The 13362-nt window shown below is 40.8% G+C and carries 19 protein-coding genes; 11 read left to right on the top strand and 8 right to left on the bottom strand.

Annotated features, from left to right (window positions below):
- Window positions 1–100: 100 nt before the first annotated feature.
- Window positions 101–526 (top strand): zinc-ribbon domain-containing protein, encoded by a 426-nt coding sequence (locus tag E7X57_RS06985; protein WP_244603626.1) that lies wholly within the window; start codon window positions 101–103, stop codon window positions 524–526.
- Window positions 527–688: 162 nt separating this feature from the next.
- Window positions 689–1159: a metal-binding protein gene (locus E7X57_RS06990; protein ID WP_135612009.1), complete on the top strand. Its 471-nt coding sequence runs from the start codon at window positions 689–691 to the stop codon at window positions 1157–1159.
- Window positions 1160–1270: 111 nt separating this feature from the next.
- Here E7X57_RS06990 and E7X57_RS06995 read toward each other — a convergent pair whose 3' ends face one another.
- Window positions 1271–1474, bottom strand: coding sequence for a hypothetical protein (locus tag E7X57_RS06995; RefSeq protein ID WP_135612011.1), 204 nt, complete (start codon window positions 1472–1474; stop codon window positions 1271–1273).
- Window positions 1475–1967: 493 nt separating this feature from the next.
- On the opposite strand from E7X57_RS06995, the gene E7X57_RS07000 reads away from it, so the two are divergent.
- Window positions 1968–2126 (top strand): CxxC-x17-CxxC domain-containing protein, encoded by a 159-nt coding sequence (locus E7X57_RS07000; RefSeq protein WP_135612013.1) that lies wholly within the window; start codon window positions 1968–1970, stop codon window positions 2124–2126.
- Between the two features lie 235 nt (window positions 2127–2361).
- Here the strand turns inward: E7X57_RS07000 and E7X57_RS07005 are convergent, their stop codons facing one another.
- Window positions 2362–2541: a hypothetical protein gene (locus tag E7X57_RS07005; RefSeq protein ID WP_135612015.1), complete on the bottom strand. Its 180-nt coding sequence runs from the start codon at window positions 2539–2541 to the stop codon at window positions 2362–2364.
- A gap of 132 nt (window positions 2542–2673) precedes the next feature.
- Window positions 2674–2832 carry a hypothetical protein gene (locus E7X57_RS12485; RefSeq protein ID WP_167880928.1) on the bottom strand — a complete coding sequence of 53 codons (159 nt, stop codon included), beginning with the start codon at window positions 2830–2832 and terminating at the stop codon, window positions 2674–2676.
- Window positions 2833–3165: 333 nt separating this feature from the next.
- Here E7X57_RS12485 and E7X57_RS07010 point away from each other — a divergent pair, with 333 nt between their 5' ends.
- A complete protein-coding gene (locus E7X57_RS07010; protein ID WP_244603633.1) occupies window positions 3166–3825 on the top strand; it encodes a DUF1614 domain-containing protein in 660 nt (219 codons plus the stop codon).
- Here the strand turns inward: E7X57_RS07010 and E7X57_RS07015 are convergent.
- Both E7X57_RS07015 and E7X57_RS07020 read right to left on the bottom strand, forming a co-directional pair.
- Window positions 3805–4707: an ATPase domain-containing protein gene (locus tag E7X57_RS07015; protein ID WP_135612017.1), complete on the bottom strand. Its 903-nt coding sequence runs from the start codon at window positions 4705–4707 to the stop codon at window positions 3805–3807. The two genes, E7X57_RS07010 and E7X57_RS07015, sit on opposite strands and share 21 nt — an antisense overlap.
- A 69-nt stretch (window positions 4708–4776) precedes the next feature.
- Complete coding sequence (locus E7X57_RS07020) at window positions 4777–6147, bottom strand: dihydroorotase (protein WP_135612019.1); 1371 nt, start codon at window positions 6145–6147, stop codon at window positions 4777–4779.
- Window positions 6148–6478: 331 nt separating this feature from the next.
- Between E7X57_RS07020 and E7X57_RS07025 the strand changes: the two genes are divergently transcribed.
- The 5 genes from E7X57_RS07025 to phoU are packed head-to-tail and all read left to right on the top strand — an operon-like array spanning window position 6479 to window position 10582.
- Complete coding sequence (locus E7X57_RS07025) at window positions 6479–7348, top strand: PstS family phosphate ABC transporter substrate-binding protein (protein WP_135612021.1); 870 nt, start codon at window positions 6479–6481, stop codon at window positions 7346–7348.
- A 38-nt stretch (window positions 7349–7386) separates the two neighbouring features.
- Entirely contained in the window at window positions 7387–8280 is an 894-nt protein-coding gene (gene pstC / locus E7X57_RS07030; protein ID WP_135612023.1) for a phosphate ABC transporter permease subunit PstC, read from the top strand.
- On the top strand, window positions 8280–9137 hold the full coding sequence (gene pstA / locus E7X57_RS07035; RefSeq protein WP_135612025.1) for a phosphate ABC transporter permease PstA: 858 nt from the start codon (window positions 8280–8282) through the stop codon (window positions 9135–9137). The genes pstC and pstA overlap by 1 nt, the downstream gene beginning before the upstream one ends.
- Window positions 9138–9159: 22 nt before the next feature.
- Window positions 9160–9927 (top strand): phosphate ABC transporter ATP-binding protein PstB, encoded by a 768-nt coding sequence (gene pstB / locus E7X57_RS07040; RefSeq protein WP_135612027.1) that lies wholly within the window; start codon window positions 9160–9162, stop codon window positions 9925–9927.
- A gap of 4 nt (window positions 9928–9931) precedes the next feature.
- Window positions 9932–10582 carry a phosphate signaling complex protein PhoU gene (gene phoU / locus E7X57_RS07045; RefSeq protein WP_135612029.1) on the top strand — a complete coding sequence of 217 codons (651 nt, stop codon included), beginning with the start codon at window positions 9932–9934 and terminating at the stop codon, window positions 10580–10582.
- On the opposite strand, the gene E7X57_RS07050 is transcribed toward phoU, so the two are convergent.
- From E7X57_RS07050 to E7X57_RS07060, 3 genes are all read right to left on the bottom strand, one after another.
- Window positions 10575–10901, bottom strand: a complete 327-nt coding sequence (locus E7X57_RS07050) for a hypothetical protein (RefSeq protein ID WP_135612031.1) — start codon at window positions 10899–10901, stop codon at window positions 10575–10577. The two genes, phoU and E7X57_RS07050, sit on opposite strands and share 8 nt — an antisense overlap.
- 59 nt (window positions 10902–10960) lie before the next feature.
- Window positions 10961–11314, bottom strand: a complete 354-nt coding sequence (locus E7X57_RS07055) for a DUF4386 domain-containing protein (RefSeq protein WP_135612033.1) — start codon at window positions 11312–11314, stop codon at window positions 10961–10963.
- A gap of 84 nt (window positions 11315–11398) precedes the next feature.
- On the bottom strand, window positions 11399–12148 hold the full coding sequence (locus E7X57_RS07060; RefSeq protein ID WP_135612035.1) for a DUF4386 domain-containing protein: 750 nt from the start codon (window positions 12146–12148) through the stop codon (window positions 11399–11401).
- Window positions 12149–12530: 382 nt separating this feature from the next.
- On the opposite strand from E7X57_RS07060, the gene E7X57_RS07065 reads away from it, so the two are divergent.
- Together E7X57_RS07065 and E7X57_RS07070 are read left to right on the top strand one after the other, a co-directional pair.
- Window positions 12531–12962: a VOC family protein gene (locus tag E7X57_RS07065; protein ID WP_135612037.1), complete on the top strand. Its 432-nt coding sequence runs from the start codon at window positions 12531–12533 to the stop codon at window positions 12960–12962.
- Between the two features lie 180 nt (window positions 12963–13142).
- Window positions 13143–13349 (top strand): hypothetical protein, encoded by a 207-nt coding sequence (locus E7X57_RS07070; RefSeq protein ID WP_371413173.1) that lies wholly within the window; start codon window positions 13143–13145, stop codon window positions 13347–13349.
- The last annotated feature ends 13 nt before the right edge of the window (window positions 13350–13362 follow it).

Here is a 13362-nt window from a genome sequence, read left to right on the forward strand (position 1 = left end):
TATAGAGTAAATAAGATCGCTGTAGTGTAATCCTTAAAAAGCAAACATTATAAATAGTTTATATAATAACAGAATTTGTTAAACTGTATGGAGACCACTAATGAGAAAGCCAATGAAGTTTTGTTCAAACTGTGGAGCAGAGATTGATGAAAAAGCTGTAATATGCCCCAAATGTGGAGTTCCTACTGGCACACAAGATCAAATGTTACAATCTCCCAAGAATCCTGGATTAGCAGCTGTTTTATCCCTTTTGTTCAGTGGTTTAGGACAAGTTTACAACGGTGAACTTAGAAAAGGAATTGGAATATTAGTAGGTGTCGTTGTTGGATGGGTTACGTTTCTTATTCCAGGATTAATAATATCTGTATATGGGGTTTATGATGCTTACACCACTTCAAAGAAAATGAATTTAGCTGAGATACCATTCAAAAAGCCAAAATTTTCAGATTATGTTATTTTTATTTTGGTTTTCTTGATCCTGATCGGAGTATTTGCTGCTATTTTACTCTGGATGGAGCTACTGTAAATACAGAATCGCTGTTTTACATCGAATTTTGACCCGGATTAAAGTCATTTTTTCCGGATGACATTTTTGTTCCCTGCTATGAGAACAGCACCATGATGCGAAGATATAAAGTTCCCAACATCATTAAAGATCAGAATTCATAGTCAAGGAACGGGATTAACAATGCCAGATGCAAAAAGACATGACACAATAAACATTGCAGTGCTGATAGTTGTACTGGCGGGCCTTTCCTATCTTACGATATGGAAACAATATGAGATGGCTGTCAGATATCTGGACATTTACAGGATATCGATCTTTTCTTTAGCCTACCTGTTTGCAACATTCTTCCTAAGCCCGGATCTTGATATTGAAAGTAAACCCTACAAAAGATGGAAGATGTTCAAGATCCTCTGGTGGCCATATAAGGTTATATTCAAACACAGGGGATTCTCCCATAATCCTATCATCGGGCCCCTCTCCATCATAATTAACCTTGCACTGATAGTGGCCGTATTGCTTCTGCTTATGGGAGTTGAACTGCACAAAGTACCTTTAAGGTTTATTATCGCAGCCACAGCAGGGATGTGTCTGTCAATGGAGATCCATATAATATCAGACTTCCTTATATCAAAAACGAAAAGTTATTTGTGAGAAGTTGTGAAAAGATTCGTTCTATTAAATTCCGGAAAGGTAATTTTGAGGAGTAAATGTGGATCTTGTGTATCGATCAGGATAATAAGTATCTTGAAAATAAACTTGATCTTATTCAATTTCAACAAATTCCACATAAGCACTTGAAGTTTTTATAGCTGAATCGAACATGTTCCCATCACGATTGATCTTCCTGATGTATTCAAGTTTCTCTTTATCCATATCAGCTTTATCCAATGCTCTAATAACGCAACCGATCAAAGCATGAACATCATTATTTTCACCGTAAAAAGCACATTTTGGTTTATCGGACATTATAGCTCCTATAACAGATATAATAAAATGAGTGAACATTTGCACTCATTCACAAAATGAAAAAATAAATCACTATCAATTATCAAAAACCTTTAAAAAAACTTATTGAGTATAATGTCCTCTATCCTTAATAAGGTTTGTATTCAATCACAGAAAACAAATTAAGCAAATTTTACAAATTAAGTAACAATTGACACATCAACCGATACCTTAACCTGCTTAACAATTTGAAATGCCGGGATCATCCTTGTTATCCTCAGACCAATGATCAATAAATTGTCCATAAACACCCTTTTAAGGATGATTCGAAAAGCAGCTCAACGTTTTGCTAACTTATCATTATTTTCAGATACCTGAAAACCAACAGTGATATATCTGGTCAGACCATGAATGGCATTAGTCAACTAGTTCATCAAGACCTCCCAAGAATAATATATTCCCAAGTGCGGCTTTTTGGATCGAATTGGTATAAAACATAAAGGGAGGAAAACAAATGGAAAGAAGAGGTTTCAACAACGGACCAAGAGATATGCACAAAGCAAAATGTGCAGACTGCGGTCAGGAAACAGAAGTGCCTTTCGTACCGGACCCAAACAGACCGGTATATTGCAGGGAATGCTTCCAGAGCCACAGACCACCTAAGAAATACTAAGTGGATGTGAATAATAACTCTTAAATATCAAAGTGAAATGTGTGGTCAGATAGAATATTTCTATCATGATCGCACTATCTATTTTTGGATCGATTTTATTACCAGTAACTTATTGTTGCTGATCCAGGTCAACATATGCACCTAAAACAACCCGGAGATCACTACCTGTGTCCGGACATAACATCACAATCAGAAGCAAGAATGCCTTTTCCTGCTTCCATGAAGCTTATTCACCTTACGAACTTGCTTCAAGTACATCGATGGATTTTATCATGTCCAATTTCAGCCTGACGATCTCCCTGACAGATGTCATGCTCAGGCATTCCCTGCAACAGTAGAATGTATTCAATCCTATCATTCGCTTTTCAAGCTCTGTGTTGCAATTCCCACATAACAGTTTTTCTTCTATTACCATGATTTACCCCTGGTCTTTTTCCCCATATCACCATATTCTATTGGCATCTGTACTTACGTATTTACTAATTTATTTATTTATTTATTTATTTATTTATTTATTTATTTACTTACTTACTTACTTACCTACTACTCACTTACCCAGCAGGCCTCCAAGCATGAACCGATAAAGTTCAAGCTCTTCAACATTCAGATCGTTACCCACATGTCCCCTGATCACTGAATGCTGGTCATTATTTACCGAAACAGTCTTTCCCAGGATACTGTTATTTGTAATTTGAATATTATTCATCAGTTTCCTCTTTTTTACTCTGTTATGCTCTGTTCTTTTTACATTTGAGAATATACATTTGTAACATATATATTCTTCGTAATTAGTTTATAGAAAAGAACATAAAATATATAGACTATTTAATTTATCAGTATGATCATTTTGATAAGCTCAAATAGTCCGAAAATTAGGATTTGATCAAATAAAATGAGAATCTATTGATAATAAAACTCTGAAGTATTAATATCTCCCCCAATCTTCCAATTGAATCAGCATTAGAAATATTTAATAACTAAAAAAGAGCTTTTATTAATGAGAACAATGAGAGGATATATCAATAAATCAGAAATACGGATGTTTTTGATCTTTGGAGCCATACTTTTACCTATAGCATTCCTGTGTTTCCAGCAGGAACTTTCGTTAGGGATAATATCTTCTTATCCGCTTTTCATCATATTGGTACTCATGCTTCTTGGTGCTAATATTGAGCTCCCTGTCAGTAAGATCAGGACAAAGAAAACGCAGGACCTTCAAAGAGATGCAGCAATATTGGAAGAGGTCTATTCAGTGCCTCTTGTAAAAGATATCTCATCCAGCATGAAACTGGCATTTGATACGGTCATTACCCTCAACGTCGGAGGATTCATAATTCCTTTTGCTGTAATGCTGATCATGATAGTCTTCCAGCCTGACTTCGTAGGGCTTGAGATAATGCTGATCATGATAGTAGCTGCAACACTTCTCTCTGATTTTGTCAACGGCATTGGCATTGTGATGCCGGATTACATCGGACTCATAGCAGTGCCTGTAGCATTGATCTTTGCACCGGAAAATGCAGCTTCCGTTGTATTCGTATCAGGTATTGGCGGTATCCTCCTTGGAAATATCACAGGACTCCTGATGCTTGATAAAGAAAATAAAGGAAGTGCTTTCATCAACCTTGGCGGGGTTGGAAGCTTTAAAGCAGTATATGTAACAGCAATAGTTGCAGCATTAATATCCTGGTTCATGTGAAGAAGAATTCTGATGCATGTTCATCCTCTCCTGAAGTTTGCTGGCCGTAAGGTTTACGGTCCTGTACTTTGAAATACCCTTATCTGTGAACCTGAACGGCTGTGGGGAAGCATCCACGCGGGTAGCCCTCATCTTCTGAACAGCCATAACAGGGGTCAGGTTTGCTTCGACCTCATTTGCCTGCATCTTATCAAGGAAGATGATACCATCCCCAAGGAAATCATATGTGTCATATGACTTGGTCTCAATTCCGAACTCTTTTTCAGTTACAAGGAAAGACGTGATATTTTTTGATTTAAGCATCTTGTGCAATGTACGCCATTCCAGGGATTTCCTGAACTCAGCAGGATCAGTGAACATGTTCAGGGAATCGAAAACGATCCGGCGTGGCTTATATGCATCTATGATCTCAGCGATCTCTTCAAAAGACAACATGGACATACCGAACACTTCAAGGTATCCATCATCGATGTGCCTGCCAATATCCCAACCAAACCGCATGAAATGCTGGATCAATTGCTGTATCCTTTCTTCAAAGGAGAAAAAGAGGCATTTCTCATCATTCTTGATACCTTCGATCAAAAATTGCATGCAAAGGGTAGTTTTACCTGTTCCCGGAGGACCTGTTACAACAACTGTAAATCCTTCAGGAATACCGCCTTCAAGCATATCATCAAGCCCGACAACACCAGTATTGATCCTTTTGATAGCTTTCTCTATATTGTTCGTGTCGATCTTGGATTTGAACTTGCTGCTATCAAGGGACATCAGTGCCTTTTCAAGTACAAGGTTCTTGGCTCCAAGTTCCTTCTCATACCTTTCAAGTATCTTAACCGCGTCAGAACTTAATGTTGTGTGAACAGGGAACTTGTTTCGTGCCATAAATGTAGATTGAAGACTATATATTTAAGGCTTACTTCACTGTGTCCACAGATTCAAAATTTGTGTACATTATTTCTCTTCTTCAGGATAGCCATGCCCTTCAAGGAACTTGCCCCTGCCTTTCTCAGCAATGACATCGTCCTCCCAAATGACCTCACCTCTTGCTATCGTTATCATCGGGAAGATGGCATCCATACCTTCAAATGGTGTCCATCCGGCTTTACTGTGAAGCTTATCAGCTTTTACAGGAGTTGCATTGCGTGTGTCCACAATGACAAGATCTGCATCATAGCCTTCCGCAAAAACTCCCTTTGAGTGGCGTGTATCAAGACCAAATATACGTGCTGGATTCCTGCTTGTGACCTCTATCATCCTGCCTATCGGAAGAATGTTCTTCTTGACAGCCATTAGCATAAGCGGCATAAGTGTCTCGACTCCCGGAACACCAGATGGTGCATTCCTTATATCAAGATCCTTATCAAACTCTGTGTGTGGTGCATGATCTGAAGCAACAGCACTTACAGTACCATCATTGATCGCATTCATGAGGGCTTTCACATTCCTGCGGTCACGAAGTGGCGGATTCATCTTTCCGAATGTCCCCAGCCTGTCCCAGTCCCTCGTAGATAAGAACAGGTGATGTGGAGCGACTTCACAGGTTACGGTATGTTCACGGTTCTCTGCTGCAGCCACGTATTTTTCCTTGCGGATCTGCCCCAGCGCCTCAAGAGTGCTGATGTGGCAAAAGTGGGACCGTGTACCTTTATCTGCAATAAGTTCAAGCGCTTTCTCCACAGCAAACCCTTCACAGAGATTTGAGCGTATCCGCGAGTGTGATGAGGGGGAAAAGTCTTTCTTAAGCAGTTTTTCATTTTCCAAACGTATGCACTCATCTTCTGCATGGATGCAGGCTACGGCATCAAGTTCCTTAATGATATCCAAAGCCTGTGCAAAATCCTTATCGTTTATGTTCAGCCCGCCAGTGGATTCTGCCATGAAGATCTCACCAAATGAAGTGACTCCCAGCTCCCAGAGCAATGGAAGGGATTCAAGGTTCTGGGTAACCCCACCATTGATACCAAAATCTATCACTGATTTCCGCTTTGCCAGCTTAAGCTTTTCCTTGAAAGATGATTTGTTAACGGTAGGAGGTATGGTATTCGGGTGCTCTAGAACAGTAGTAATTCCACCTGCTGCTGCCGAGCATGAACCAGTGTGCCAGTCTTCTTTCTTGATCATACCCGGTTCCCTGAAATGCACATGTGCATCTATTCCGGCAGGTATGGTCAGTGCTCCCTTAGCATCGATCAGGAGGTCGGGGTCAGCTCCGTTGATATCCTTTGCAATACGTTCGATCTTTCCATTTTTGATCGATACTTCTCCTGGCTGCAAAAAGTTGTTGTAGAAGACCTTTGTGTTTTTAATTAGGATATCAGTCATAGATCAGAAGCCCCTTTTTGAAATTATGTATTATAATTCATGCTAAAGTCAACGTTGGGATTTACTTTTTTATGTGTTATAAAACTGTGCTTTAATGTTTTAGCATTCCCGACTTCTTTGTCCTACTTCAACATTGAATGAACCATCGATCCTGCATTGAAATATATATAATATATAGTTATATAGTGCATATTTAGTATTATATATTGAAATATAGAATATATCGAGAAAGAATATATACGTTTCACCTTATTTCATCCCTTGCAGGTCGATAATTAGAATTAAGATCTGAAACCAAAAAACACTTTAGTTCGATAAGGTGAAAAACCAAATGTCCAAGAAATCAATCTCATATATGATCACGCTCTTGCTGGTCACTTCACTTGCTCTTTTCGGAGCAGGTTGTGTTGGTAATGACGCTGCCAATTCCGGTAGCGATGAAGAAATGCAGTCAATTCAGATCAAGGGATCTGATACCGTTCTTCCACTTGCACAGGCGGAAGCTGAAGTTTTCATGATGGAGAACGCTGACAGCACCGTATCTATTATCGGAGGAGGATCCGGAGTAGGTATTGCAGCACTCATTGACGGTGAAGTAGACATCGCAATGGCATCAAGAGCAATGAAAGAATCAGAGATCGAGAATGCACAGGCAAATGGTGTCGATCCGCTCCAGCAAACAATTGCATGGGATGGTATCTCAGTTGTTGTAAATCCTGAGAACCCTGTATCCGATCTGACATACGAACAGCTCGAAGGGATCTATGTAGGAGATATCTCCAACTGGAATGAAGTTGGTGGCGAAGACCGTGAAATAGTAGTTCTCTCACGTGACAGCAGTTCCGGTACCTACGAGTACTTCAAGGACGAAGTGATGGAAGGCAACGAATACAGAGCTGATGCACTTATCAATCCATCAACCGGAGCGATCATCCAGACCGTTTCACAGAACCCGAACGCTATCGGATATGTCGGTGTTGCTTACCTTGATGAGACCGTAAAGGCACTTGCAGTAGATAATGGAAGCGGTGCTGAAGAACCAACATCCGAGAACATCCTTTCAGGTGTATACCCACTTGCAAGACCACTTTACTTCTACACTGACGGAGAGCCAACCGGACTTGCACTTGAGTTCATCGAGTTCATTTCAAGCGAGACAGGAGAAGAAACGATCTTTGAAGTAGGGTACTTCCCTGCTTAAACTTTTTTACGATCCTCTAAGGATCTGAGGGATGAATTATGATGCATAGAAAAAAGAAGGAAAAGGCAATTGAATCCACACTCTTAATAGTAAGTGGAGTTACAGTTGTAGCGCTGTTCCTTCTTTGTTTTTTCCTTTTCAGGGAAGGTTACCTTTTGTTCGGTGATTATTCCATAATCTCTTTCATAACCGGAAGTTCCTGGTATCCATCATCCTCACCGGCAAAGTTCGGATTGTTACCGTTATTGACAGGATCATTGATCGTTACAGCCGGTGCTATTATCCTCTCAGTGCCTCTTGGAATTGCTTCTGCGGTATATATATCAGAACTTGCAGACCCTAAACTGGCACAATTGATCAAACCATTTGTAGAGATCCTCGCAGGTATACCCTCTGTGGTTTATGGTTTCTTCGGACTCGTTATAGTCGTTCCATTGCTACAGGACCTGTTAGATCTTCCTACAGGACAGACAGCACTTGCAGGTTCTATCATGCTTGGAATGATGGCACTGCCTACAATTATATCAGTATCAGAGGATGCTATTAATTCAGTTCCCACTGCACTTAAGGAAGGTTCCCTTGCCCTTGGAAGTACCAAGTGGCAGACCATTTACAGAGTGGTATTACCGGCAGCATTGTCAGGAATATCCGCAGCCGTTATGCTTGGTATCGGAAGAGCGATCGGAGAGACCATGACCGTCATGATGGTAACAGGAAACACTGCAATCATACCCGGAATTCCCGAAGGTCTTTTTGATCCGGTAAGGACCATGACCGCCACCATTGCACTTGAAATGGGAGAAGTTCCACAGGGAAGTGACCATTTCCATGCACTGTTCGCAGTTGGTGCAGTACTTTTCCTAATAACGTTCATAATCAATCTTATCGCTGACAGTGTTAAGAAGAAATACAGACTTCAGGAGGTAGCATAATGTTCTTTGGAGCAAAGACATCCGAAAAGCTGGCATTTGCTACGCTGAAGCTCTCCATGGCACTTGTGCTCGCTTTCGTATCCATCATCGTGGTCTACATCACTGTGAACGGCTACAGCGTGCTCAGCCTTGATTTCATAACCCAGATGCCAATGAAAAGAATGACAGAAGGTGGCATTTATCCGGCGATCGTGGGAAGTCTCATGCTTATCGGACTTTCAATGGCCTTTGCGGTCCCGCTTGGAATACTCTCAGCAGTTTACCTGAATGAATATTCAACTCCGGGACGTACTTCCTGGGCCATTGAGATGGCGATCAACAATCTTGCAGGTACACCATCGGTAGTGTTCGGTCTTTTCGGACTGGCATTGTTCGTCAAATATTTCGGATTCGGAGCATCCCTCCTGTCAGCATCCCTGACACTTGCTTTGCTTATCCTGCCTGTTATAATCCGTGCAAGCAAAGAAGCACTGATGACAGTGCCACAGGAATACAGGGAAGCTTCCCTTGCATTAGGTATCACCAAATGGCAGACCACAAGAAAGGTCATCCTCCCTGCAGCAATTCCCGGCATGATGACCGGTATCATCCTGAGTATCGGCAGGGTTGCAGGTGAAACAGCACCTATATTGCTTACAGGAGCAGCATACTTCCTGCCCAGAATACCTGATTCGATCTTTTCCCAGTTCATGGCATTGCCATACCACCTTTTCGTGCTGGCGACCTCAGGTACAAGTATCTCACAGACACGACCGATCCAATACGGAACAGCACTGATACTGCTCTTGATAGTTGTTTTCATGAACAGCATTGCAGTAATAATAAGAAGACATTACCGGAACAAATTGAACAAGTAAAAGAGAATTCAAGGATGATCCTATGTCTAAAAATGAAATTAATACGAATATCAATATTAAAGACCTTAATCTCTGGTACGGTGAAAAACATGCACTTAAAGACATTTCACTTGACATACCGGAGAAAAGCGTTACTGCACTGATAGGCCCTTCCGGCTGTGGGAAATCAACATTCCTCAGATGCCTTAACCGTATGAACGACCTGGTTAAATCATGCAGGATCGAGGGTGAGGTACTTGTTGATGATGAGAACATCTACGAAAAGGATGTTGATGTCGTTGACCTGAGGAAAAAGGTTGGAATGGTCTTCCAGAAGCCAAATCCTTTCCCCATGTCGATCTATGATAACATTGCCTATGGTCCGAAGATCCATGGTTGTTCAAAATCTGAAACCAATGAAAGGGTACACAAGGCACTCGATGATGCTGCCCTTATGGGAGAGGTTCAGGAAAGACTTGGAGAGCAGGCATTCGCACTCAGTGGCGGACAGCAGCAGAGGTTGTGCATTGCAAGAACACTTGCAGTCAAGCCGGAAATAATCCTGTTCGACGAACCATGCAGTGCTCTTGACCCTATATCCACTTCCAAGATCGAGGACCTTATCCTTGAACTTAAAAAGGACTATACTATTGTGATCGTTACACACAATATGCAACAGGCAGCCCGTATTTCCGACTACACAGCTTTCTTCCTTCTCGGGGAACTGATAGAGTTCGGAAAGACAAAGAATATATTTGAGAATCCACAGGTAAAGAGTACTGAGGATTATATTACAGGAAGGTTCGGGTGATCTTATGGTGAGAGAAAGATACATTGAAAGGCTTGATTACTTAAAATCAGAGATAGAAGAAATGGGGAAGGTATCCGGAGAAATGCTGGCAAGTTCGATAAAGGCACTGGAAAACCTTGATGTTGAACTCGCCGAAAAGGTCATTGAGATGGATACAGCCGTCGATAATTACGAATATGACGTCGAAAAAGCTACGGCACACCTATTAGCTCTTCAGCAGCCAATGGCCGGTGATCTCCGTCTTATCACATCTTCTTACAAGATAGCAATAGACCTTGAGAGAATGAGCGATTTTGCGGTCAATATTGCAGAGCTCGTCAAGAAGATAGAAGGTGAACACACCATCCCATTGTCCGAAATAAGCACCATTGCATCCATAGCCCATAATATGCTCACCAATTCCATCAAAGCCTACGCGAATGCAGATGCAGAACTTGCAAAAGCAACCGCTGCAGAGGATGAAAAGGTGGACAAGCTGTTCTATTCCACATGGGAAAAGATGGTTAACATGATGATAGATGATGCAATCCTCATTCCAAATGCAGTGGACCTGATATTCGTCCTCAGGTATCTGGAACGTATTGCAGACCACGCATGTAATATCTGTGAAAGTGTCGTTTATATGGTCACTAACCAGAGACCAAACCTTAATTAAAAAGCGATGGGGTTCTTTGAACCTTATCAACATCATTTTTTCTTTTTTCTTTTTCAGATGTTTCTGATATTTGTTGGAATCTCATAGACCTACCAAGGTAGTATCTACCTATTTCAATGACATCCATTGTGTCGTAATCGAGAAGAACAACACCACAGATGATCAGGTCACCAAGGAATGCACAATCTGATCCTGCTATTGTTTCCAGATCTATGAAATCATCCTCTGTGCTTACAGAAGCTGCTATCCTGACCTGTATAGCCCTCAGGAACTCAGGTGAGTGAGACTTCTGATCCAGCGATCCGGCTAAAGTCTTCATAATTCGATTTCTGCTTTTACTGCTATAAAAAAGAGGTGTTGTTGAGACTAAGGTGAAAATCAGCTAATACTGAAATTAATTACCTCTTTGGCAGACTTGATCGCAGAGGGATCAAATCCTTTAACAATAAGCCAGATCGCCAGAACTATTTCGTTTGATATTATTGGAAAATAAAATAACATCGAAGTCGGAATGAGGCCAGTTATTTCTAATAAGTTTACCAGAATTAACAATATTGCTGCAATGAAACCCCATACTGATAGCCATCTGGGAATAAGTTTTGATTGATACAACAGATAATAAAAAAACAAAGCAGCTACAGCAAAAATATATGCATGCACTACATAAATTCCATCACGTATCTCTAGCAATAAAGTGCCATGGGACAAAAATAAAATCCCGGCAATGATCATAAGTCCGCCTTCAATGCCCCTACAATTATTGCCTTTTTTCGATTTTTATCCATTTTTTGTCCCCTGTTATTCTGAATTTGCGATTCAAACTTCATTTGTATCTGTTTTGGCAGACGAGGAAGCGATTGCAGATGGATCGAACCCTTTAACAATAAGCCATATCGAAAGCATGATCTCAGCCACAGCGATAGGAAGGGCAAAAATAAGCTCCAATCCCATTTCCGAAAGTCCGGTAAACATGCCAATATTAGCCATCACCGAACCGGTTAACAAAGCTATAGCAGCGATGAAACCCCAGGCCGATATAAATCGTGGAACGAGTCTTGATCTAAACAATACATAATAAAGGATCAAGGATCCTAAAACAAAAACGATATGATAGATCATCCCTTGTGTGCCGGCCCAATGATCTACTGACTGTATTGAACTGCCTATGTATTGAAAATATGAAGCATCCACTCCCCCTTTACTTAAGTAGTCCTGACTTAGATTGACCAGTAGCAACTTACTGATATAAGCAACACTTAAGAGCGCAGCCTCAAATAATCTGAAAACAACATACCCCAGAGCTAAGGCTTCATTGTATCTTTTTAAGACGGGGAACAAGAACAATGATAGGAGAACTACTGCAGGAACACCTGTAAACTCTAGCAGTACTCCAATTATCACAACTGTTTTGTTTGGATAAGCATTGTCCAGGTAATCCGGAGAATCCAGAATAGGTTTGTAAAGAGCTTCTCCAACAAAAAGCATAACAATTGCAAATATGAACAATACGCCCACGTTCGTTGCGGTCTTTCTGTAGGAGTTCATTTTTTCAATTCTTTCTTCCATCTACTCCACTACCACATTATAAGGTGAGAGAGATAACTATATAATATTTTTGGATGCGTTGAACTTTGCTGAAATATAGCAGATCCACCCTGGCAGCAATTAGCCTATGCAATTTTTCCACACCCCGATTACTTTTTTAGTATTGTATATCTCCTTTTGTACGCAAGTTATTGCAAATTTATAGTTCTTCTGAATAAACACTAATTCATACATTTAGATATATACAACCACAAAAATCAAAAAGATTAATAAGTTCGGAGGTCCCAAATAAATTACAAGTGACAACACAAGCATTTAATATTCCACTTCAACTGGATAAATAATTCAATGCTTAAATGCTCGTTGATGTACACTGAATTTACAACAAATACAGGTGGTTGATATGTCAGATAATGATTTTCCGGCACCGAATGAGGGGTTTGTGCTCACGCATACGGTGATAGTGAGTGATGTTAAAGCTTCGTGCGAATGGTACAAGAAAATGTTCGACGGTAAGGTGGTCATGGAGCCAAGTGCTGATGGTACCCCGTGCATCATCAAAGTGGCAAATAGTTGGATCATACTCAATTTTGGTGGCGGCGAGCCGACGGATGACAAACCCAACACTACCGTTGCTGTGAAACAAAACCATGATATCCTGAGTGCGTTCTTAAATGTACGAGTGGCTGATCTTCAAGGGTTTTATGAATCACGAAAAGAACGCGGTGCTGAGTTTATAACAGAGCCCAAAGATCACAGTGCTGAATTTCGTTGCTATATGGTAGACCCAGACGGCTACTTGATAGAAGTCGGTGAAGCGAAGCCTCGCGAATAATACTACACTCATATACCTATATAGCAGGTATAATAGTTGCAGAAGGCAAATGTGCATAAAGCAGCGGTATTGCCCGGAAGTACTGGAATGAATATGCCAAAGCTGTTCCTGAAGAATATAATTTCAAGGCAAAGGAATTAAGTCATCGCCTATATTGGAAAGAGGAAAGCTATTGAGTTCATGAAGCCTGTTTATGTGGGTGAAAGGGATGATTCTGATCTGTTGAGGAAGAAGATCATTGACATATCCTACACTGAATGGAAGAAGATGGGGTTCTCTAAGGGTACATTGCATTACATGAAGCAGAATGCCAAAACTGATAAGCCGTTTACTCTAAATACACATGTGAGGAGGAGGGTGAGCACTTCGGGAATTGTCAAGATCTGATCGGGAATTGGTA

Source organism: Methanococcoides sp. AM1 (assembly GCF_900774055.1).
Taxonomy (GTDB): Archaea; Halobacteriota; Methanosarcinia; order Methanosarcinales; family Methanosarcinaceae; genus Methanococcoides.

What these genes read in the sequence shown, in the direction of transcription:
- E7X57_RS07015 (WP_135612017.1), bottom strand. Translation starts at nt 4,707, where the DNA reads ATGGCACGAAACAAGTTCCCTGTTCACACAACATTAAGTTCTGACGCG.
- pstB (WP_135612027.1), top strand. Translation starts at nt 9,160, where the DNA reads ATGTCTAAAAATGAAATTAATACGAATATCAATATTAAAGACCTTAAT.
- E7X57_RS07020 (WP_135612019.1), bottom strand. Translation starts at nt 6,147, where the DNA reads ATGACTGATATCCTAATTAAAAACACAAAGGTCTTCTACAACAACTTT.
- E7X57_RS07070 (WP_371413173.1), top strand. Translation starts at nt 13,143, where the DNA reads ATGAAGCCTGTTTATGTGGGTGAAAGGGATGATTCTGATCTGTTGAGG.
- E7X57_RS07055 (WP_135612033.1), bottom strand. Translation starts at nt 11,314, where the DNA reads ATGATCATTGCCGGGATTTTATTTTTGTCCCATGGCACTTTATTGCTA.
- E7X57_RS07065 (WP_135612037.1), top strand. Translation starts at nt 12,531, where the DNA reads ATGTCAGATAATGATTTTCCGGCACCGAATGAGGGGTTTGTGCTCACG.
- E7X57_RS07005 (WP_135612015.1), bottom strand. Translation starts at nt 2,541, where the DNA reads ATGGTAATAGAAGAAAAACTGTTATGTGGGAATTGCAACACAGAGCTT.
- E7X57_RS07010 (WP_244603633.1), top strand. Translation starts at nt 3,166, where the DNA reads ATGTTTTTGATCTTTGGAGCCATACTTTTACCTATAGCATTCCTGTGT.
- E7X57_RS07060 (WP_135612035.1), bottom strand. Translation starts at nt 12,148, where the DNA reads ATGGAAGAAAGAATTGAAAAAATGAACTCCTACAGAAAGACCGCAACG.
- E7X57_RS06985 (WP_244603626.1), top strand. Translation starts at nt 101, where the DNA reads ATGAGAAAGCCAATGAAGTTTTGTTCAAACTGTGGAGCAGAGATTGAT.
- E7X57_RS12485 (WP_167880928.1), bottom strand. Translation starts at nt 2,832, where the DNA reads ATGAATAATATTCAAATTACAAATAACAGTATCCTGGGAAAGACTGTT.
- E7X57_RS06990 (WP_135612009.1), top strand. Translation starts at nt 689, where the DNA reads ATGCCAGATGCAAAAAGACATGACACAATAAACATTGCAGTGCTGATA.
- E7X57_RS07000 (WP_135612013.1), top strand. Translation starts at nt 1,968, where the DNA reads ATGGAAAGAAGAGGTTTCAACAACGGACCAAGAGATATGCACAAAGCA.
- pstA (WP_135612025.1), top strand. Translation starts at nt 8,280, where the DNA reads ATGTTCTTTGGAGCAAAGACATCCGAAAAGCTGGCATTTGCTACGCTG.
- E7X57_RS06995 (WP_135612011.1), bottom strand. Translation starts at nt 1,474, where the DNA reads ATGTCCGATAAACCAAAATGTGCTTTTTACGGTGAAAATAATGATGTT.
- pstC (WP_135612023.1), top strand. Translation starts at nt 7,387, where the DNA reads ATGATGCATAGAAAAAAGAAGGAAAAGGCAATTGAATCCACACTCTTA.
- E7X57_RS07025 (WP_135612021.1), top strand. Translation starts at nt 6,479, where the DNA reads ATGTCCAAGAAATCAATCTCATATATGATCACGCTCTTGCTGGTCACT.
- E7X57_RS07050 (WP_135612031.1), bottom strand. Translation starts at nt 10,901, where the DNA reads ATGAAGACTTTAGCCGGATCGCTGGATCAGAAGTCTCACTCACCTGAG.
- phoU (WP_135612029.1), top strand. Translation starts at nt 9,932, where the DNA reads ATGGTGAGAGAAAGATACATTGAAAGGCTTGATTACTTAAAATCAGAG.